This window comes from Syntrophaceae bacterium, from assembly GCA_013177795.1.
Taxonomy (GTDB): Bacteria; Desulfobacterota; Syntrophia; order Syntrophales; family UBA2192; genus UBA2192.
In genome coordinates, this window is record JABLXY010000003.1 from 842,246 (window position 1) to 862,194 (window position 19,949).

Below are 19,949 nucleotides of genomic sequence, written 5' to 3' on the forward strand. Positions count from 1 at the left end.
AGAATGGAACCGATCAGGGCAGAGGAAATCAGTCAGATCATCTCCAAGCAGATCAAGGAGTATGAGAAGAAGCTGGATATCAGCGAAACCGGAACGGTCCTGTCCGTCGGCGACGGCATCGCCCGCATCTACGGCGTGCAGAACGCCATGGCCATGGAGCTTCTCGAGTTCCCCGGCGGCATCCTGGGCATGGTCCTGAACCTCGAGCGCGACAACGTCGGCGTGGCCATTCTCGGCGACGACACGCACATCAAGGAAGGCGACATGGTCAAGCGCACGGGCCGCATCGCGGAAGTGCCCGTGGGCGACGCCCTGCTCGGCCGCGTCATCGACGCCACGGGCCGCCCGCTCGACGGCAAGGGGCCCATCGAGACGAAGGAATTCCGCCGCATCGAGATGGTCGCCCCGGGCGTCATCGCCCGCCAGCCCGTCAATCAGCCCATGTACACGGGCCTCAAGGCCATTGATGCCATGACCCCCATCGGCAGGGGCCAGCGCGAGCTGATCATCGGCGACCGCCAGATCGGCAAGACCGCCATCGGCGTCGACGCCATCATCCGCCAGAAGACGGAAGGCGTCAAGTGCATCTACGTCGCCATCGGCCAGAAGAAATCCACCGTGGCCCAGGTCGTGGAAGCCCTGCGGCGGAACGGCGCCATGGACTACACCGTCGTCGTCGCGGCCTGCGCGAGCGACCCCGCCACCCTGCAGTACATCGCCGCCTACAGCGGCTGCTCGATCGGCGAGTACTGGCGCGACCGTGGCCAGAGCGCCCTGATCATCTACGACGACCTCTCCAAGCAGGCCGTGGCCTACCGGCAGATCTCGCTGCTGCTGAGGCGGCCGCCCGGACGCGAGGCCTACCCCGGCGACATCTTCTACAACCACTCCCGGCTCCTCGAGCGCGCCGCCCGCGTGAGCGAGGAATACGGCAAGGGCGGGTCGCTCACGGCCCTGCCGATCATCGAGACGCAGGCCGGCGACGTGTCGGCCTACATCCCCACGAACGTCATCTCCATCACCGACGGCCAGGTCTACCTGGAGCCCAACCTCTTCTATTCGGGCATCCGGCCCGCGATCAATGTCGGCCTCTCCGTCTCCCGCGTCGGCGGCGCCGCCCAGGTCAAGGCCATGAAGCAGGTGGCCGGCACGCTGAAGCTCGACCTCGCCCAGTACCGCGAGATGGCCGCCTTCGCCCAGTTCGGAAGCGACCTCGACAAGGCGACCCAGGCCCAGCTCGAGCGCGGCGTGCGGCTCGTGGAGCTGCTCAAGCAGCCCCAGTACAAGCCCATGTCCCTCTCCGAGGAGATCCTGGTGCTCTTCGCGGGCTCCAAGGGCTTCCTGGACAAGCTGCCCGTGGAGCGGATCAAGGAGTACGAGCCCGAGGTCCTCAACTACGTGAAGAGCAAGTACCCCGAGATCATGAGCGAGATCGAGGACAAGAAGGTCATCAGCCCCGAGCTCGAGAAGAAGATGAAGGATGCCCTGACGGAGTTCGAGGCGATCTTCGTGACGACCTGACCGGGTCCGTTGGCATGACGCATGCGCCCCGGCCGAGGCCGGATAAAGGCACCGCACGGGAAGAGAGAGATAGAGAATGGCCGCACTGAGAGACATCAAGCGACAGATCATCGCGGTTGGCAAGACCAAGCAGATCACCCGGGCCATGAACATGGTTGCGGCCGCGAAGCTCAAGTCCGCCCAGCTCCGGATGGAGAACTTCCGGCCCTACGCGATCAAGTTCATGGACGTGCTCAGCAGCCTCGCCCTGCGCGTGGACACGAGGGCCCACGCCCTGCTGGCCGTGAGGGACCCCCGGAGGATCCGGGTCATCCTCATGACCTCCGACCGGGGCCTCTGCGGGAGCTTCAACTCGAACCTGATCAAGACCGCCGAGCAGTTCATGGCGGCCAAGCAGAAGGAAGGCAAGGAGGTGTCGCTCATCCCCGTCGGCCGCAAGGCCCGCGACTACTTCCGCAAGAAGGCGAAGATCGTCAACGCCCACGCCGACGTCTTCCGGAGGTTCGACATGAGCCTCGCCATCGCCATCGGCGAGGATGCCATCCCGGCCTTCATCGCCGAGGAGTACGACGAGCTGTACCTGATCTACAGCGAGTTCTTCAACGTGGGCGTCCAGAAGCCCAAGATCGTCCGGCTGCTGCCCCTGCCGTCCATCGGGGGCGAGGACGTGGAGATCGACAAGCGGATCGACTACATCTACGAGCCCTCCGACGAGGTCCTGCTCGACCAGCTGCTGCCCATGTACCTGCGCGTCCTGATCTACCGGGCCCTCCTGGAGACCTCGGCCGGCGAGAACGGCGCCCGGATGGTGGCCATGGACAACGCCACGAGCAACTGCGAGGAGATGGTCCGTACGCTGACGCTGAAGTTCAACAAGGCCCGGCAGCAGGCCATCACGATGGAGCTGATGGACATCGTGGGCGGCACCGAGGCCCTCAAGGCACGCCGATGAACCGGGCCGCCCCCCCCGAAGGGCCGAGCGGCCGTGACCCCAGAGAAGAAAACACCATGCACAGGAGAGAGTTATGAATATCGGAACCGTGGTACAGGTCATCGGGCCTGTTGTCGACGTGGAGTTCCCGGAGGGAAAGCTTCCCAATATCCTCACGGCCCTCACCATCACGAACAAGGCCATTGACGACACGGAGGACAACCTCGTCATCGAGGTGGCCCAGCACCTGGGCGACAACGTGGTGCGCTGCATCGCCATGGACATCACAGACGGCCTGGTGCGGGGCATGCCGGTGAAGGACACGGGCGCCCCGATCATGGTCCCCGTCGGCGAGGCGGGGCTCGGGCGCATCATCAACGTCGTCGGGCGGCCCGTGGACGGCCTGGGCCCCATCGTGACCGACAAGAGGATGCCCGTGCACCGTCCGGCCCCCACGTTCCTCGAGCAGGACACGTCGGTCCACGTCCTCGAGACGGGCGTCAAGGTCATCGACCTGCTGGTTCCCTTCCCCCGCGGCGGCAAGATGGGCATGTTCGGCGGCGCCGGCGTCGGCAAGACCGTCGTCATGATGGAGATGATCCACAACATCGCCATGCACCACGGCGGCATCTCCGTGTTCGCCGGCGTGGGTGAGCGCACCCGCGAGGGCAACGACCTCTACCTCGAGATGAAGCAGTCGGGTGTTATCTCCAAGGCCGCCCTGATCTACGGCCAGATGACGGAACCCCCGGGAGCCCGGGCCCGCGTGGCCCTCACGGCCCTGGCCGCCGCCGAGTACTTCCGCGATGTCGAAGGGCAGGACGTGCTGCTCTTCGTCGACAACATCTTCCGGTTCACCCAGGCGGGCTCTGAGGTCTCCGCCCTCCTGGGCCGCATGCCGTCCGCTGTCGGTTACCAGCCCACGCTGGCCACGGACCTGGGCGCCCTGCAGGAGCGGATCACCTCGACGGACAAGGGCTCCATCACGGCCGTGCAGTGCGTTTACGTGCCTGCCGACGACCTGACGGACCCGGCCCCGGCCACGACGTTCGCCCACCTCGACGGGACGGTCGTTCTCTCCCGGCCCATCGCCGAGCTGGGGATCTACCCCGCCGTGGACCCGCTGGACTCGACCTCGCGCATCCTCGACCCCAACGTCCTGGGCGAGGAGCACTACCAGGTGGCCCGCAACGTCCAGCTGATCCTGCAGCGCTACAAGGACCTCCAGGACATCATCGCCATCCTGGGCATGGACGAGCTCTCCGAGGAGGACAAGCTCACGGTGAGCCGCGCCCGGAAGATTCAGCGCTTCCTGTCGCAGCCCTTCTTCGTCGCCGCCCAGTTCACGGGCACCGAGGGCAAGTTCGTCCCCGTCAAGGAGACGGTGCGCGGGTTCAAGGAAATCCTGGAAGGCAAGCACGATGATCTGCCCGAGCAGGCCTTCTACATGGTGGGCGGCATCGAGGAAGCCGTCGAAAAGGCCCGGAGGCTGGCCGAATAACCGTTCCGGAGGGGATGCACATGGCGGAAGAGCTCTTGCTGGAGATCGTGACCCCGGAGAAGCTTGCATTCAGCGGGACGGTCGATGAGGTGACGTGCCCCGGGAGCGAAGGCGAATTCGGCGTCCTCAGGGGCCATGCCTCGCTGCTGTCGGCCATCAAGTTCGGGGAGCTGAGCTACCTGAAGGACGGCAAGCGCGTCAGCTACGCCGTCAACACGGGCTACGCCGAGGTGACGGGCAGCAAGGTGACGGTGCTGGTCGAGACGGCCGAGCGCGCCGACCAGATCGACGTGGAGCGGGCGCGGCGGGCCAAGGAGGCGGCCGAGCAGAAGCTGGCGAAGTTCGCCAAGGAGGACCCGGAGTACGAGCGGGCCAAGGCCGCCCTCGAGCGGGCGGAGGCGCGGCTCAAGATCGCCGGGCAGTCGTAGCGCCGGGAGCAGTGAAACATCGGGGCCGGGAAATTATCCCGGCCCCTAATTTTGTTGACTTCGCAACCTTATTGTAGTACCGTAGCCGCCCGAGCGGGGAGAGGATGATGAGTCGGGTCCGTCCTGCTCGAATGCCTGCACGTGATGAAGGGCCGGGAGATCATGATTCCGGTCTTTTTTTATTCATTGCCGACGCTCCCCGCCGAAGGGAAATCGCCATTGAATCCAAGCTCTTCGATGAGCACGGCGGGCGGGTTCCCCCCGGCGGCGGATGCCGCGTGAGACCCTGGCGGAGAAGGGCGCCCGGAAGGGGGGCCAAGGAGTGTTGCCATGGCTAAGCTTGCCACGTTTCTCATCATGGCCGTCGTCTGGGTCGTCCTTTCGGGGATGTTCGACCCCTTTCACCTGACCCTGGGGGTCCTCTGCTGCGGGCTCGTCGCGCACTTCAGCAGCGGCCTGCTGTTCTGGGGCGGTGATGCGAAATCCTGGATTCGCGGTTTTGCGGGCTGGGTCCTCTACGTCCCGAGCCTGCTCTGGGAGATCGTCCTGGCAAACCTCCACGTCATCCGCGTGGTGCTCCACCCCCGCATGCTGGATATCATCGACCCGCAGATCATCCGTTTCCGCACGGTCCTCACGAGGCCGATTTCCAAGGTGACCCTCGGCCAATCCATCACCTTGACCCCGGGCACGGTCACCGTGGACATCCGCGGTGACGAGTTCACGGTGCATGCGCTGGACCGGGCCGTGGCGGAAGGCTGCCCCGGAGCGATGGAGGAGCGGATCCGCAAGGCCCTGGAGGCTCGGTGATGCAGACGGTGATGCTTGCAGGGGCCGTGGCCATCATCCTGCTGATCTTCCCGACGCTGTACCGCATGATCGCCGGGCCGTCGGTCTTCGACCGGATCATCGGCGGCAACATGATCGGCACCAAGGCGACGGTGCTGCTGCTGTTCATCGGTGTCCTGTTCGAAAACGTGAGCATGTTCGTGGACATCGCTCTGGCCTACGCCCTGCTGAACTTCATCGGGACCCTGGCGGCGGCGAAGTACTTCCAGCACCGGCCCGCGGAGGGCCCGCAGGACGGAGGGGACGCGAAGGAGGAGGCCCGGTCATGATCAACATCCTCGCCACGGTCCTGATCGCAACGGGGATTCTCGTCCTGGCCTGCGGCGTCATCGGCATCCTGCGCCTGCCCGACTTCTACACCCGGATGCACGCAGCGGGGAAAACCGACTCTCTGGGAGCGGTGCTCATCGTGCTGGGCTTTGCGCTGTACAACGGGCAGAGCCTCGCCCCGGCGGACCTCCTGGTCAGCGTGAAGATCCTGTTCATCGCCGTGTTCATCTTCGTCGCGAGCCCCACCGCCACGCATGCAATCATGCAGACCGCCATCGCCCTGGGGGTCAAGCCCTGGAGCAGGAAGGAGGAGAAGCCATGATCTGGCAGGCCGACCTGCTGCTGCTGACCCTGGTGGTGATCTGCGGGGTCACCACCATCGTCCTGAAGGATTTGCTGGCCGCCACGCTCGTCTTCGGCGTCTACAGTTTCCTGATGTGTCTGCTCTGGGCCGAGATGGGGGCCGTGGACGTGGCGTTCACGGAGGCCACCGTCGGCGCCGGCGTCAGCACGATGCTGTTTATCGCCACGATCCTGCGGACCGCGAGGAGGAGCAAGGATTGAAACGGATCGCCCTCGTCTCCACGCTGCTCGCCGGAGCCCTGCTGATCTGGGGCACGCGTGACTTTCCGCCCTGGGGGGACCCCAACGCCCCGGCGTCCCTCCACGTCTCGCCGACGTACATCGAGGGCACGGTGAAGGACACGAGCATCCCCAACGCCGTGACCTCGGTCCTGGGCGACTACCGGGGCTACGACACGATGTTCGAGACCATCGTCATTTTCTGCGCCGGCATCGTCGTCGTCAGCGTCTTGAGGAGGCCCGACGCATGAAAACGGATTACTCGCTGCCGCAGGACCGCCCCATCGGACCGAGCCTGATCATCGAGGTGGCGGTGCGGACCATGATCCCCTTCATCCAACTCTTCGGCCTCTACGTCATCGCGCACGGGCACTACAGCCCAGGGGGAGGGTTCCAGGGCGGTGTCGTGCTGGGGGCGTCGTTCATCCTGATGGCCATTGCCTTCGATCTGAAGACCTCCCTGCGGTTCTTCAGCCTGCGGGCCAACGCCGTCATGGCCTCCTCCGGCGTGTTCATCTACACCGGCACGGGCGTGCTGTGCGCCCTGCTCGGGGGGCTCTTCCTCGACTACAGCGCCATGGACGCCCTGCTTGCGCTCGGGCCCGTCGAGTGGCGCTCCATGGGGGTGTTCATCGTCGAGCTCGGTGTGGGGCTGGCGGTCACGGCCATCATGGCGTCGCTGTACTGGGACCTCTCCTCGGGAGGGGACATGGAAAAGGGTCTCTGAGATGGAAGCGATTCTGGACGAGATCATCGCCAAGTACAACTACTGGATCTACGTCGTGCTGATGATGATCGGCTTCTACGCGATGATCGGGAAGAACAACCTCGTCAAGAAGCTCCTGGGGATGAACATCTTCCAGACCGCCATCATCCTCATGTTCATCTCCTCGGGCGTGAAGAAGGGCGGCCTCATCCCGGTCCTCGACAAGCAGGCGGCCCTGGAGCACGGCGTCAACGCGGCGCTGATCAACAACCCGGTGCCCCACGTCCTGATGCTGACGGCCATCGTGGTCTCCGTGAGCGTCACGGGGGTTGCGCTGGCGCTCATACAGCGGATCCACCGGCGCTACGGCACGCTCGAAGAAAACGAAATCCTGGAGAAGGCGGACCGGTGACACCGACAAACCTGCACATGTATGCCCTCGCCGCCCCCCTGCTCGGGGCCTTCGTGCTCATGGTCGCGGGCAGGTACTCCAGGCGGGCCGTGGCCCCCATCGTGCTGGGCGTGCTGTCCTTCTCCTTTGCGGCGGCTCTCTCCGTCTTCCTGCGGGTGCTCAGCGGCGGCGGGTTCCGCTACGTCGTCGGCAACTGGCTGGCCCCCTACGGGATCGAGCTGTCCGTCGATCACCTGGGGTCGCTCATGCAGGTGCTCGTATCGGGCGTGGCCCTGACGGCCAGCGTCTCGGCGGTGCAGAGCGTGGCCGCGGACCTGGAGGACCGGCAGCACCTGTTTTTCACCCTGTACCTGATCCTCATCGCCGGCCTGCACGGCCTCGTGCTGACGGCCGACGCCTTCAACGTGTACGTGCTCCTGGAGATCGCCTCGATCACGGCCTACGGGCTCATCGCACTGGGACGGGGCCGCGCGATCGTCTCGAGCTTCAACTACGTCATCATGGGATCCACGGGCGCCTGCTTCTACCTGCTGGGCATCGGCTACCTCTACATCCTCACGGGCACGCTGAACATGGCCGACCTGGCGCGGATCATCCCGACGCTGCAGAGCGGGCCGGCCCTCGCCACGGCCTTCTCGTTCTGCCTCGTCGGGCTGTGGATCAAGATGGCCTTCTTCCCGCTGCACGTCTGGCTGCCCAACGCCTACTCCGACATGCCCGACGGCGCCGCGGTGCTGGTCGCGCCGCTGATGACCAAGGTCACGGTCTACCTGATGATCCGGTTCATGTTCTCGATCTTCTCGCCGGCCTACGAGTTCATCCAACACGCGGGGGTGCAGCACATCGTCGTGAACGTGGCGGCCGCGGGCATCGCCTGCGCCTCGGCCTTGGCCCTCGGCCAGAAGGACCTGCGGCGGATGCTGACGTACCTCATCGTCGCCGAGGTCGGCTACATGGTCGGCGGCGTGTGGCTGGCCAACGCGCAGGGCATGACCGGGGCGATCCTCCACATCGTCAACGACGCGCTGATGACGCTGTGCCTGTTCCTGGCCGTCTCGGCGATGGCCTCCCGGGTAGGAGGGGATCTCGGCTTCGAGAATCTCCGGGGGCTTTTCCGGCGGATGCCGGTGACCATGGCGGCCCTGGTCGTCGCGGCCCTGTCCATGATCGGTGTGCCGCCCACGTGCGGGTTCTTCAGCAAGTGGTACCTGCTCCTCGGCGGCATCCAGACCGGGCAGTGGCTCTACGCGGGCGCGCTGATCTTCAGCAGCCTCGTGAATGCCGTCCTGTTCTTCCGGGTGATCGAGATCGCCTATTTCCGGACGCCTGACGAGAGCCGCAACGGGGAGGGACACGGGACCCCGCCGGCCGGCGAAGCGCCGGCGATGATGCTGCAGCCGCTCGTGGTGTCTGCCGCGGCGCTGATTGCCGTCGGCCTGGCGACGGGGCCTCTCGTGCAGAACGTGATCCGCTTCGCCCTGCCGGGGGGCATCTGAGAGTCGGACGGCCGGGGTGTAAAACGCGTACCCGTTGGGGTGTCCTTCTGCGATGCATGCTGAATTCTCATATTGGCCGCTGGCGGCCGTGCTGATCTCCCTGCTGGGGACGGTGCCGATCCTGCTGTCGGATCGCCGCCCGAACCTGCGCGAGGCCTGGACCGTTCTGATCTCCGTCGGCAAGTTCGTCCTCGTCGCCTCCATGCTGCCCGCCGTGCTCGCCGGCGGCGGCTACCGGTTCACCGTGGCGGAGGTCCTCCCCGGGGCGGCGATCGCCCTGCGCGTGGACGCCATGGGGATGTACTTCGCCCTGGTGGCGTCGTTCCTGTGGATCCTGACCTCGGTCTACTCGATCGGGTACATGCGCGCCATGGACGAGCACGACCAGACGCGCTACTACGCCTCGTTCGCCGTGGCCATGTCGGCGACCATCGGCGTCGCGTTCTCCGCGAACCTGCTCACCCTGTACCTCTTCTACGAGATGCTGTCGCTGTCGACGTACCCGCTCGTGACGCACAAGCAGGACGCCGAGGCGCGCTCCGCGGGCCGGAAGTATCTCACGTACCTGCTGGGCTCGTCCGTCGCGCTCACCCTGCCCGCCATGATCTTGATCTACACGCTGACGGGCACGCTCGACTTCACCGCCGGCGGGATCCTGGCGGGAAAGGCCGATGCGTCGACGGTGTCGATCCTGCTGGTGCTGCTCGTCTTCGGGTTCGCCAAGGCGGCCGTCATGCCCCTGCACGGCTGGCTGCCTGCCGCGATGGTGGCCCCCACGCCGGTGAGCAGCTTCCTGCACGGCGTGGCCGTCGTCAAGGTCGGGGTGTTCTCGATTTTGCGGGTGGTGTTCTTTGTCTTCGGCACCGGCCTGCTGGCCGATCTCAACCTGGGTGCGGTCCTCACGGCCCTGGCCTCCGTCACGATCATCGGGGCGTCGCTCGTGGCCCTCACGCAGGACAACCTGAAGCGAAGGCTGGCGTATTCCACGATCGGGCAGCTCTCCTACATGATCCTCGGCGCAGGGATGCTGAACGCGGCGGGGATGGCGGGAGGGCTTCTGCACCTGTCCATGCACGCCTTCGGCAAGATCACCCTGTTCCTCTGCGCCGGGGCGATCTACGTGGCCGCCCACAGGAGTAACATCAGCGAGATGGACGGGCTGGGCCGCCGGATGCCGGTGACCTACGCGGCCTTCTTCCTGGCGAGCCTGTCGATCATCGGCATGCCGCCCCTGGGCGGCTTCCTGAGCAAGTGGAGCATGGTGATCGGGGCCGTCGAGGGAGGCCGGCTTCTTCTGGTCGCGGTGATCCTGGTGAGTTCCCTGCTCAATGCGGCCTACTTCTTCCCGATCGTCTACCGCGGGTTTTTCGCCCGGGCGGCGGAGGGAGGCGGGCAGGAGGAGATCCGGGAGGCGCCGGTTCTGTGCCTGATCCCGCTGAGCGTCACGGCGCTGTTCTGCCTGGTGCTGTTTCTCTGGCCGACGCTTGCGCTGGAGCTGATCCGGAGGGTCGTATCGCCCTGAGGACGGAACCGATGGAACGGAACGAAAGGAATGCAGGGCAGGAGTTGCGGATTCTGACCCACGAGCCGGTCGAGGGCTGGCGCCCCGTGTTTTTCGCCCTGGTGGCCGTGAGCGTCGTGTACCTGGCGCTGATCCTGGCCCTGACCCTGTAAAGGAGTGCGTGGTGAAGCAAAACACCGTTGAACCGAAACCGGAGCCCCTGATCCGACCGCAGACCCTGAAGGCCCTGATGGCGGGTTTTGCCGCCGTCCTGGGCGCTCTGCTGCTCGCCGAAGGCTGGACTCACCGGCACGTGATCTTCCCCTGGGAGGAGTGGTACGGGTTTTACGCCGCATTCGGCTTTGTCGCCTACGTGATGCTGGTCTTTGTTGCGCAGTACGTCTTGCGGCCGATCGTCATGCGCGATGAGGATTACTATGATCGCTAGCGCCTGGCCCCCCGGACTGATCCTGATCCTGGCCGCCCTGCCGGCGGCGCTCCTGCGCGGCCGCCCTCGCCGGGCGTGGATGCTGCTCGTCCCGGTGCTCAGCCTGCTCAACATGCTCTCTTTGCCGGAGGGGAATCAATTCCTGGTGCCGTTTTTCGGCCAGGAGCTGGTGCTCGCCCGCGTCGATCGGCTGAGCGTGGTCTTCGGGATCATCTTCCACATCATCGCCTTCATCGCCAACCTCTACGCCCTGCAGGTGGAGGACCGGCTGCAAAACGCCGCCGGCCTCGTCTACGCCGGGGCCGCCATCGGGGCCGTTTTTGCCGGCGACTTCTTCACGCTGTTCGTCTTCTGGGAGATGATGACGCTGAGCGCCACGTTCCTCATCATGGCGCGGCGCACCGAGAAGGCCATGGCCGCGGGGTTCCGCTACTTCATGGTGCACGTCGTGTCGGGCCTGTGCCTGCTGGGCGGCATCCTGCTGCAGGTCCAGGCCACGGGAACGGTCGCCTTCGGCTACATCGGGCTCGGGGGCGGGCTGTCGTCCTGGCTGATCTTCATCGGCTTCGGCGTCAACAGCGCGTGGCCGCTCCTGCACTTCTGGCTGCCCGATGCCTACCCCGAGTCCACCGTGACCGGCGCCGTGTTCCTCTCGGCCTTCACCACGAAGACGGCCGTCTACGTCCTGGCCCGGGCCTTCCCGGGCACGGAGGCCCTCATCTGGATCGGTGCGGCCATGACGGTCTTCCCGATCTTCTTCGCCGTGATCGAGAACAACCTGCGACGGGTACTGTCCTACAGCCTGATCAACCAGGTCGGCTTCATGATGGTCGGCATCGGGATCGGCACCGAGCTGTCCCTGAACGGCACCGTGTCCCACGCGTTCAGCCACATCCTGTACAAGGCGCTGCTGTTCATGTCCATGGGCGCGGTGCTGCACCAGACCGGGAAGATCAACGCCACCGATGTGGGGGGCCTGTACCGGTCCATGCCGTGGACCTGCACGTTCTGCATCGTCGGGGCGGCCTCCATCTCCGCCTTCCCGCTGTTCAGCGGCTTCGTCAGCAAGTCGATGGTCATGGAGGCGGCGGCTCTCGGCGATCTTCGACTCGTGTGGTTCATGATGCTCTTCGCCTCGGCCGGGGTCCTGCACCACGCCGGGATCAAGATCCCCTTCTGCGCGTTCTTCTCCCACGACTCGGGGATCCGCTGCAAGGAGGCCCCGCTGCCCATGCTGCTGGCGATGGGCCTGGCCGCGGCGCTCTGCATCGGGATCGGCGTCTATCCGCAACCGCTCTACAGCCTGCTCCCCTATCCGACGGACTTTCAGCCCTACACGGCCGGTCACGTGATCTCGCAGGCCCAGCTGCTGCTCTTCGCGGCCCTCGCGTTCGCCCTCATGCTGCTGTCGGGCACGCACCCGCCGGAAATCCGCGCCATCAATCTCGACGTCGACGTACTCACCCGCAAGGGCGGCCGCGCCTTCTACCGCCTCGCGGACAGCACCCTGAACGCGCTGAACGACTGGGCGGACGAGGTTTTCTCACGGCGCCTGACGCGCGGGCTCGGCCTGTTCTTCCGGAAGCCGGTCTGCAATTTGCAGCGCCTCGGTTTCCGTGCGCTTGCCCTGCTTTACGGCAACCACGAGTGGATGAAGCGGAAGATGTCTGTCTCGGAGGCCCGCTGCGAGACCGGGGCGCATCCCGTCGGTGACGGCGTCCTGCGTGCGGTGCTGCTGCTGACGGTGCTGACGATTCTGGTGCTTCTCTGGTAGGGTCCGGTTCCGCGCAAAAAAGAGGGCGTGCGACGGCATGCCCTCTGTTCTCTCTCCCGATGATGGGTCTGCCTACGGCTCCGACGGCTCCTCTACGGCGATGTCCACGATCTCCACTTCCCGGACGCCCCCGGGCGTCTTGACGCGGACGATATCGCCCACGCTCTTGCCGATGAGGGCCTTGCCGATCGGCGAGGTGACGGAAATGCGGTTCTTTGCCACGTCGGACTCGTACGGGCCGACCAGCTGGTAGCGGGTCTCGTCGCCCGTGTCGATGTCGGCGAAGGCGACGGTCGTGCCGAAGACGACCCGGTCTCCGGTGACGCCGTTGAGCTCCACGATCTGGCAGGTGGCCAGGCAGTTCTCGAGTTCCTGCTGGCGACCGTGCAGGAAGGACTGGCGCTCCTTGGCGTACTGGTACTCGGCGTTCTCCGAGATGTCGCCGTGGCCCCGCGCCTCTTCGATGGCCCTGATGTTCTCGGGGATCAGGACCCTCTTGAGCTGCTCGAGCTCCCGCTTCAGCCTCTCGAAACCCGCCTTGGTGATGGGCATCTTCTCCATCGACGCTCCCCCGGGCCGATGCCTTCGGCAAAAAAATAAATATCCGCCAGTGCCTCGGGGCAACAACGGATATTTGAAACATCCTCTACACGCAAACGGCGGCGCTGTCAAGAGATTTGAGGATGTCGGCCGAGACAGGCTTTCCCGTCTTGCGCCGTCCCCCCCGTTGTGCTAGGTTCGACATGGCCGGGGCCGCCTGAGGCGGCCCCGTTTGGTTCGCCATGCTCGACAAGTACAAGCGAGAGATCAACTACCTCCGGGTCTCCATCACGGACCGCTGCAACCTCCGGTGCGTCTACTGCATGCCGAAGGAGGGCCTGTCGCTTCTCGGCCACGATGACATCCTGAAATACGAGGAGATGCTGCGGATCGTCGGGATCGCGCGGAAGCTCGGCATCGCGAAGGTCCGGGTCACGGGCGGAGAGCCGCTCGTCCGCAGGGGGGTCACCGGCTTCCTGGCCGAGCTCGGCAAGCTGGGGCTCGAGGACATCAGCCTCACCACGAACGGCATCCTCCTGGAGAGCTTTGCCGAGCCGATCCGGAAGGCGGGTGTCGGCCGGATCAATGTGAGCCTCGACTCGCTCGATCCGGAGCGCTATGCCCGCATCACCCGGGGCGGCGACCTGTCGGCCGTCCTCCGAGGGCTGGAACGGGCCGGCGAGGCCGGTTTTTCCCCGATCAAGATCAACGTCGTGGCCGTGCGGGGGTTCAATGACGACGAGGCGGTCGCCTTTGCCCGGCTGACCCTGGAGAAACCTTACGAAATCCGGTTCATCGAGCTCATGCCGATCGGCGGCGAGAAGGGCAGCGGCGAGAAGTACGTGTCCAACGACGAACTGATGGAACGGATCGCCCGCGTCGGCACCCTCCATCCCGTCGAGAGCGGCAGGCCGAAAAGGAACCTGAGCGGCCCGGCCAGCCGTTTCCGCCTCCAGGGGGCCCGGGGCGTCATCGGCTTCATCAGCCCCATCAGCCACAATTTCTGCCATGCCTGCAACCGGCTTCGCCTCACCGCCGACGGGGGCCTGCGGGCCTGCCTGATGGTGGACGGGGAGGTGGATCTCAAAAGTCCGATGCGCAGCGGGTGCACCGACGCGGATCTCGAGGAGCTCATCCGACGGGCCATTTTGAACAAGCCCCTGGGACAGAACACCGGGGGGTCGGCGGAGGATCGCCACCGGAGAAAGTGTGCCCGTGAAATGCCCACGATCGGCGGCTAGGCGCGCAGTGATTGGTGATGAGTGACCGGTGAGAGAAAATCCCCCGGTGTCCCCCTTTTGCAAAGGGGGATTGAGAGGGATTTTTGTTGAAGCGGTGAGAGCGATGATCAGAGAGGCCATGCTCTACGAAAAACTCGAGGGGGGCGATGTCCGATGCTCCCTCTGCGGGCACCGCTGCAGGATCGCCCCGGCGAAGAGGGGTGTCTGCGGCGTGCGGGAAAACCGGGACGGGACGCTCCATACCCTCGTCTACGGCTGCGTTGTAGCCGCCAATGTCGACCCCGTGGAGAAGAAACCCCTCTACCACGTGCTTCCGGGGTCGGATTCCTATTCCATCGCCGCGGCGGGCTGCAACTTCCGCTGCTCGTTCTGCCAGAACCACGAGATCTCGCAGATGCCGCGGGAGGAGGGGCGGATCGCGGGCCGGGAGATGAGCCCCCGCGAGATCGTGAACAAGGCCATCTACACGGAGTCGAAATCGATTTCCTACACCTACACGGAGCCCACGGTCTTCTTCGAGTTCGCCCGCGACACGGGCCTCCTGGCACGCCGGGAGGGCCTGAAGAACATCTTCGTCACCAACGGCTTCATGACGCCGGAGGCGCTCGAAGCCGCCTCGGACTGGCTCGATGCCGCCAACGTCGATCTCAAGTCCTTCCGCGACGACTTCTACCGGCGGCAATGCGGCGCCCGGCTGGAACCGGTCCTTGAGACGCTCCGGGCCATGCGGCAGAGGGGGATCTGGGTCGAGGTGACGACGCTCGTCATCCCGACCCTCAACGACGACGAGGGCGAGCTGAGGGACATCGCCGCCTTCATCCGATCGCTGGGGGACGAGGTCCCCTGGCATGTGAGCCGCTTTTTCCCGCGCTACAAGGCGCAGAACCTCTCCCCGACGCCGGTGCAGACCATCGAGCGGGCCCTGGAAATCGGGAGGGAGGCGGGCCTCAAGCACGTCTACGGCGGCAACGTGCCGGGGAGCGCGAGCGACCACACGTACTGTTCCGCATGTCACAATCTGCTGATCGCCCGGCAGGGGTACAGCATCCGGGCGTACAACCTGCAGGGGACGCAATGCCGTCGATGCGGGACCACTCTGGCAGGAATCTTCACATCGTGACGGCGGGCCCGCCGGTCTGCCGACGGCGCCGGGGATCCTCGAAAGCGCTTTGTGGGGCCCGTCAATTGTCTTCCTGTCCCGATCCCCGGACACTGTCGAATCGTGTTTCCCCTCTCCCGGAGGGAGTCCTCAGGCCTTTCAGGCGATGACCCTGCCTTCGGCAAGGACGCACCGTTCCGTCACGGGCCCTTCCGGCGTCTCGATTTCGTAGCGATAGCCGCCGATGGCGCCCGCGTCTCGAAGCCTCGTGCAGGTTTCTTCCACGATCCGCTTCGCATCCTCGGCCTGCTCGACGTTCAGATCGAGTTGAATGACAGCCTTCACGGGGATTTCTCCTCTTTGACTGAATCCGATCCACGGATCACCGGTCGCCGTCTCTCCAGTCCAGCTCCTCCTCCGTGTACTCCCTCGACAGGACCCGCCTGGCATGCTCCGCCCACTGTTCCGGCACGAGGATCTGCACCTCGCCGAGGCCGTCGACGGTGATGGCGTAAATCGCCCCGATCGGCTCGTACTGCAGCCGCACGGGGATCCCCTCCGCCTGGAGCCTTCCCTCGAGGATCCTCGCCTGGATCACCCCCTGGGCGGTGCCTGCGACCTGCCAGCTCTCCTCGTCCATGGCCTATTCCTCGACGCGGATCTCCAGGTAGATGTCCCCCGCCCGGCCGCCCTCGGTGCGGCCGAGACCGGCAAGCCGGATTCGGGTCCCGTCCTCCGTGCCCGGCGGGATCCTGACCATGAAGGCCCTCCGCGCCGCATCGCCGGGGACGCTGATCATCTTGCGCGTCCCGTTGCGCGCTTCCCGGGCCGTGATCACGATGGTGCCGTGCAGATCCAGGTCGTCGCTTTCGCTCACGGGCAGAAGCCTCTGCAGGCGCGGGGTCGTGCGGCGTGCCAGCGTCTCGTGCAGTTTCTCGTCCAGGCGGCTCTCGGGCAGGCGGGAAAACAGCTTGACGGCGATCATGCCGAACACGAACCCCCCGATGTGGGCCCACCACGCGATGCCGCCCACGCCCTCCTGCCCGGGCAGGGAGGCGTAGAAGAACTGGAAGAGAAGCCAGATCCCGAGGAACACGACGGCCGGGATCTCGACGAAGTAGGGGATGAAGAGGATGGGGATCAGCGTGATGATCCGCGCCCCCGGGAAGAGGATGAAGTAGGCCCCCATGACCCCGGCGATGGCCCCGCTGGCGCCGATCGTGGGGACCGTCGAGCCCCAGTTGAACCAGAGGTGAGCCAGGCCCGACGCCCAGCCGCTCAGGAGGTAGAACGCCAGGTACCGGGTTGAGCCCATGCGGTCCTCCACGTTGTCGCCGAAGATGTAAAGGGACCACATGTTGCCGACCAGGTGGAGCACCCCGCCGTGGAGGAACATGAAGGACAGCAGGGCGAAGGCCTGCTCGGCGAAGGTGAATTGGGATGCGATCTCGGGGACCGTGTAGCGGGCGGGAACGAGGCCGTAGGTGGTGATGAACCGCTCGATGTTTTCCCCCTGCATCAACTGGAAAACGAACACCAAGACATTGAGCCCGATGATGCCGTGGGTGACGGCGGGGTAAGTCTTCGACTGGATCTCATCTCGGATCGGGATCATCGCGCTAGAAACCGGGTACGTGTCCAGGCGCCCGGGGTCCGCAGGCATTCCCGCTCCGGGCCCCAGGCATGCCTGTTATCGCACAAATGGGGCTTTCCCACAATCATTTCAGTCAAAAAATAGTGTTGACACGGGACAGTGCACTGTATAATTTGAAAATCACAGCTGTTTTCGTCCATCGGGATCCCCTTGCAAGGGTGAATCGGCGCTGATGCTCAGTCAACGAATATCCGTCCAGTGGGAAGCCTTCATCATCCGGATCATTCTCCCGACCCTGCTGTGCGTCGCCCTTTTCGTTTCCGCCATCTTCCTCCTTTTCATCCCCGCCATCGAGAAGAACAGCATGGACCACAAGCGGGAGATGATCCGCGAGCTGACCAACTCGGCGTGGAACATCCTGGCCAAGTTCGAAAACGACGAGCGCGAGGGGCTGCTCACCCGGGCCGAGGCCCAGAGGCGGGCCATCGAGCAGATCCGGAACATGCACTACGGCCGGCAGATGGAGGAGTATTTCTGGATCAACGACATGCAGCCCCGGCTGGTCATTCACCCCTACCGGGACGACCTGATCGGGAAAGACCTGAGGGACTTCGCGGACCCCACCGGGAAGCTCGTCTTCGTCGAGTTCGTCGATGTGGTCAAGAAGCACGGCTCCGGCTACGTCGACTACATGTGGCCGACCCGGGAGGACGAGACGGTCATCCACCCGAAGATCTCCTACGTGAGGGGATTCGCCCCCTGGGGGTGGATCATCGGCACCGGCATCTACGTCGACAGCATCCGGGCGGAGGTGGAGGCCATCACGAGGGAGATCATCCTCGTGTGCCTGATCATCCTTCTCGTCATGGGCCTGCTGTTTTTCATCATCATCCGGCACAGCTTTCTCACCCACCAGCAGCAGCTGATGGCGGAGAAGGAGCTGAAGGAGACCCTGTCGAACCTCTCGCTGCAGGAGAAGATGGCCTCGCTCGGTCGGCTGTCGGCCACCGTGGCGCACGAGATCAACAACCCCCTCTCGGGGATCCTCTCCTATGCCCGCCTCTCCGCGAAGTACCTGAAGGCCAAGGAGATCAGCCCGCAGACGCTGGACGCCGTCCGGGAGAACCTGTCCTTCATTGCCTCCGAGGCCAAGCGCTGCGGCGACATCGCGAAGAACCTGCTGGTGTTCGCGAGGCGGAAGACCGGCAAGATCCGGGCGGAGCGCCTCAACGAGATCATCGAGGTCAGCATCAAGGTGATGGGGCACACGGCGAAGCTCAAGGGCATGGAGCTGCACACCGTGCTGGATCAGGGGGACGACGAGATCGAGTGCGACGCCGGCGCCCTGCAGCAGATCATCGTCGCGCTGGTCGCCAACGCCATCGAGTCCTCCTCCGCGGGCGGCAAGATCATCATCGCCACCGACTACCAGGCCGGCGATCACGTCAAGATCATGGTGAAGGACTACGGGGAGGGCATCCGCCCCGACGTGATGCCGCACATCTTCGAGCCGTTCTTCTCGACCCGGGAATCGGGCAAGAGCCTCGGTCTCGGGCTGTCGGTCGTGTACGGCATCGTCAAGAACCACTTCGGGGAGATCGTCGTGGACTCCCGGCCCAACGAGGGGGCGCTGTTCACGATCACGCTGCCGCGGAAACACCCCGCCTCGAGCCCCCTGACCCTGTAAAGGAGGTGCGCGATGAAACCGGAAGACACGGCCATCCTCATTGTGGACGACGAAGCCGCGGTGCGGGAGTCCCTGTGCAAGTGGTTCCAGCTCGACGGGTACCGGGTCGATACGGCCGCGGATGCCGTGGAGGCGCTCAAGAAGATGCAGGAGCAGCCCTGGGACATCGTCTTCCTGGATATCAAGATGCCGGGCATGGACGGGCTGGAGCTTCAGCGGCGGATCAAGCAGATCGACAAGGGGGTGGTGACCATCATGATCACGGCCTTTGCGTCCGTCGACACGAGCATCCAGGCCCTGAAGGAAGGCGCCTTCGACTACGTCGTCAAGCCCATCGACCCCGACGACATGAGCCACCTGATCCGCAACGCCATCGACCACCGGAGACTGGTCACGGAGAACCTCCGGCTCCGCCGGCAGATCGAGGAGATCTCCTCGCCCGACAAGATCATCGGGGAGAGCCAGGCGCTCCGGCAGGTCATGGAGCGGGTGGCCGCCGTCGCCGAGACCGACTCGACGGTGATGATCCGGGGCGAGAGCGGCACGGGGAAGGAACTCGTCGCGCGCGCCATCCACAGCATGAGCAACCGGCGCTATTCCCCGATCATCACGATCAACTGCGGGGCGTACACCGAGGGGCTCCTGGAGAGCGAGCTCTTCGGCCACGAGAAGGGGGCCTTCACCGGCGCCCTGTACCAGCGGCGGGGACGGCTGGAGATGGCCGACAAGGGGACGGTCTTTCTCGACGAGATCGGCAACATCGGGGAAAAGATGCAGATGGACCTGCTGCGCGTGATCGAGACGAGGCAGTTCACGCGCCTCGGCGGCGACAAGCTGCTCAACGTCGATTTCCGGATCATCTGCGCGACCAACAAGGACCTGGAAAAGGCGGTCCGGGACGGGACGTTCCGGGAGGACCTCTACTACCGCCTGAACGTGTTCAGCATCGTCCTGCCTCCGCTGCGCGAGCGCTCGTCGGACATTCCCCTGATCGCGCAGCACTTCATGCAGAAGTTCGCGCAGTCGATGAACAAGAACATCACCGAGTTCTCCCCGGAGGCCCTCGAGATGCTCGTGAAGTACGAGTGGCCGGGGAATGTCCGTGAGCTGCGCAATGTCGTCGAACGCGCCATGGTCACCGCGAAGGGACGGCGCATTGAGGCGGACGATCTCTCGTTCCCCTTCTCGTCGTCCTCGTCGGACTTCTTCGGGGACGATTCCCTCGAGGAAGTGGAGAGGAAGCACATCCGGAACATCCTCGAGCGGACGAACGGCAACGTCGCCCAGGCGGCGCAGATCCTGAAAATCAGCCGCCTCACCCTGTACAACAAGATCGAGAAGTACCAGCTGAAGAAGAAGGAGCCCTGAA

General features: G+C 65.0%; 22 protein-coding genes and 1 pseudogene. 19 read left to right on the top strand and 4 right to left on the bottom strand.

What is annotated here, in order from left to right; genetic code table 11:
- Window positions 1–3 precede the first annotated feature (3 nt).
- The 15 genes and pseudogenes from HPY67_13895 to HPY67_13965 all read left to right on the top strand — a co-directional run bounded on the left by HPY67_13895 (window position 4) and on the right by HPY67_13965 (window position 12,419).
- Window positions 4–1,521 carry a F0F1 ATP synthase subunit alpha gene (locus HPY67_13895; protein ID NPV05813.1) on the top strand — a complete coding sequence of 506 codons (1,518 nt, stop codon included), beginning with the start codon at window positions 4–6 and terminating at the stop codon, window positions 1,519–1,521.
- Window positions 1,522–1,597: 76 nt separating this feature from the next.
- Complete coding sequence (gene atpG / locus HPY67_13900; GenBank protein ID NPV05814.1) at window positions 1,598–2,473, top strand: ATP synthase F1 subunit gamma; 876 nt, start codon at window positions 1,598–1,600, stop codon at window positions 2,471–2,473.
- Window positions 2,474–2,546: 73 nt separating this feature from the next.
- Complete coding sequence (gene atpD / locus HPY67_13905; GenBank protein ID NPV05815.1) at window positions 2,547–3,953, top strand: F0F1 ATP synthase subunit beta; 1,407 nt, start codon at window positions 2,547–2,549, stop codon at window positions 3,951–3,953.
- A gap of 20 nt (window positions 3,954–3,973) precedes the next feature.
- Window positions 3,974–4,381, top strand: coding sequence for a F0F1 ATP synthase subunit epsilon (locus HPY67_13910; protein ID NPV05816.1), 408 nt, complete (start codon window positions 3,974–3,976; stop codon window positions 4,379–4,381).
- A gap of 330 nt (window positions 4,382–4,711) precedes the next feature.
- Window positions 4,712–5,191 carry a Na+/H+ antiporter subunit E gene (locus HPY67_13915; protein ID NPV05817.1) on the top strand — a complete coding sequence of 160 codons (480 nt, stop codon included), beginning with the start codon at window positions 4,712–4,714 and terminating at the stop codon, window positions 5,189–5,191.
- A complete protein-coding gene (locus HPY67_13920) occupies window positions 5,191–5,499 on the top strand; it encodes a pH regulation protein F (GenBank protein ID NPV05818.1) in 309 nt (102 codons plus the stop codon). The genes HPY67_13915 and HPY67_13920 overlap by 1 nt, the downstream gene beginning before the upstream one ends.
- Window positions 5,499–5,822: a monovalent cation/H(+) antiporter subunit G gene (locus tag HPY67_13925; GenBank protein ID NPV05819.1), complete on the top strand. Its 324-nt coding sequence runs from the start codon at window positions 5,499–5,501 to the stop codon at window positions 5,820–5,822. The genes HPY67_13920 and HPY67_13925 overlap by 1 nt, the downstream gene beginning before the upstream one ends.
- The gene (locus HPY67_13930) at window positions 5,819–6,064 is read left to right on the top strand and encodes a DUF4040 domain-containing protein (GenBank protein NPV05820.1); all 246 of its coding nucleotides are present in this window, start codon (window positions 5,819–5,821) and stop codon (window positions 6,062–6,064) included. Before HPY67_13925 ends, HPY67_13930 begins: the two co-directional genes overlap by 4 nt.
- Window positions 6,061–6,809: pseudogene (locus tag HPY67_13935) on the top strand (Na(+)/H(+) antiporter subunit B). Before HPY67_13930 ends, HPY67_13935 begins: the two are co-directional and overlap by 4 nt.
- A gap of 1 nt (window position 6,810) precedes the next feature.
- Window positions 6,811–7,200, top strand: a complete 390-nt coding sequence (locus tag HPY67_13940; protein ID NPV05821.1) for a cation:proton antiporter subunit C — start codon at window positions 6,811–6,813, stop codon at window positions 7,198–7,200.
- Window positions 7,197–8,696: a hypothetical protein gene (locus HPY67_13945; protein ID NPV05822.1), complete on the top strand. Its 1,500-nt coding sequence runs from the start codon at window positions 7,197–7,199 to the stop codon at window positions 8,694–8,696. The genes HPY67_13940 and HPY67_13945 overlap by 4 nt, the downstream gene beginning before the upstream one ends.
- Before the next feature lie 52 nt (window positions 8,697–8,748).
- Entirely contained in the window at window positions 8,749–10,218 is a 1,470-nt protein-coding gene (locus HPY67_13950; protein ID NPV05823.1) for a monovalent cation/H+ antiporter subunit D family protein, read from the top strand.
- An 11-nt stretch (window positions 10,219–10,229) separates the two neighbouring features.
- A complete protein-coding gene (locus HPY67_13955) occupies window positions 10,230–10,370 on the top strand; it encodes a hypothetical protein (GenBank protein ID NPV05824.1) in 141 nt (46 codons plus the stop codon).
- An 11-nt stretch (window positions 10,371–10,381) separates the two neighbouring features.
- Window positions 10,382–10,645, top strand: coding sequence for a hypothetical protein (locus HPY67_13960; GenBank protein ID NPV05825.1), 264 nt, complete (start codon window positions 10,382–10,384; stop codon window positions 10,643–10,645).
- Window positions 10,635–12,419 (top strand): Na(+)/H(+) antiporter subunit D, encoded by a 1,785-nt coding sequence (locus tag HPY67_13965; GenBank protein ID NPV05826.1) that lies wholly within the window; start codon window positions 10,635–10,637, stop codon window positions 12,417–12,419. Before HPY67_13960 ends, HPY67_13965 begins: the two co-directional genes overlap by 11 nt.
- 72 nt (window positions 12,420–12,491) lie before the next feature.
- On the opposite strand, the gene greA is transcribed toward HPY67_13965, so the two are convergent.
- On the bottom strand, window positions 12,492–12,980 hold the full coding sequence (greA, locus tag HPY67_13970) for a transcription elongation factor GreA (GenBank protein ID NPV05827.1): 489 nt from the start codon (window positions 12,978–12,980) through the stop codon (window positions 12,492–12,494).
- Window positions 12,981–13,201: 221 nt separating this feature from the next.
- On the opposite strand from greA, the gene moaA reads away from it, so the two are divergent.
- Window positions 13,202–14,200: a GTP 3',8-cyclase MoaA gene (gene moaA / locus HPY67_13975; GenBank protein NPV05828.1), complete on the top strand. Its 999-nt coding sequence runs from the start codon at window positions 13,202–13,204 to the stop codon at window positions 14,198–14,200.
- Window positions 14,201–14,306: 106 nt separating this feature from the next.
- Window positions 14,307–15,320 carry an AmmeMemoRadiSam system radical SAM enzyme gene (gene amrS, locus HPY67_13980; protein NPV05829.1) on the top strand — a complete coding sequence of 338 codons (1,014 nt, stop codon included), beginning with the start codon at window positions 14,307–14,309 and terminating at the stop codon, window positions 15,318–15,320.
- A gap of 138 nt (window positions 15,321–15,458) precedes the next feature.
- Here the strand turns inward: amrS and HPY67_13985 are convergent, their stop codons facing one another.
- Genes HPY67_13985 through HPY67_13995 form a run of 3 tightly spaced genes read right to left on the bottom strand, consistent with a single transcriptional unit; the run spans window position 15,459 to window position 16,914 of the window.
- The gene (locus HPY67_13985) at window positions 15,459–15,644 is read right to left on the bottom strand and encodes a hypothetical protein (GenBank protein ID NPV05830.1); all 186 of its coding nucleotides are present in this window, start codon (window positions 15,642–15,644) and stop codon (window positions 15,459–15,461) included.
- Window positions 15,645–15,681: 37 nt separating this feature from the next.
- Window positions 15,682–15,939 carry a hypothetical protein gene (locus HPY67_13990; GenBank protein ID NPV05831.1) on the bottom strand — a complete coding sequence of 86 codons (258 nt, stop codon included), beginning with the start codon at window positions 15,937–15,939 and terminating at the stop codon, window positions 15,682–15,684.
- Window positions 15,940–15,942: 3 nt separating this feature from the next.
- Entirely contained in the window at window positions 15,943–16,914 is a 972-nt protein-coding gene (locus tag HPY67_13995; GenBank protein ID NPV05832.1) for a rhomboid family intramembrane serine protease, read from the bottom strand.
- A 211-nt stretch (window positions 16,915–17,125) separates the two neighbouring features.
- On the opposite strand from HPY67_13995, the gene HPY67_14000 reads away from it, so the two are divergent.
- On the top strand, window positions 17,126–18,580 hold the full coding sequence (locus tag HPY67_14000; protein ID NPV05833.1) for a hypothetical protein: 1,455 nt from the start codon (window positions 17,126–17,128) through the stop codon (window positions 18,578–18,580).
- A 12-nt stretch (window positions 18,581–18,592) separates the two neighbouring features.
- Entirely contained in the window at window positions 18,593–19,948 is a 1,356-nt protein-coding gene (locus HPY67_14005) for a sigma-54-dependent Fis family transcriptional regulator (protein NPV05834.1), read from the top strand.
- Window position 19,949: the final 1 nt, after the last annotated feature.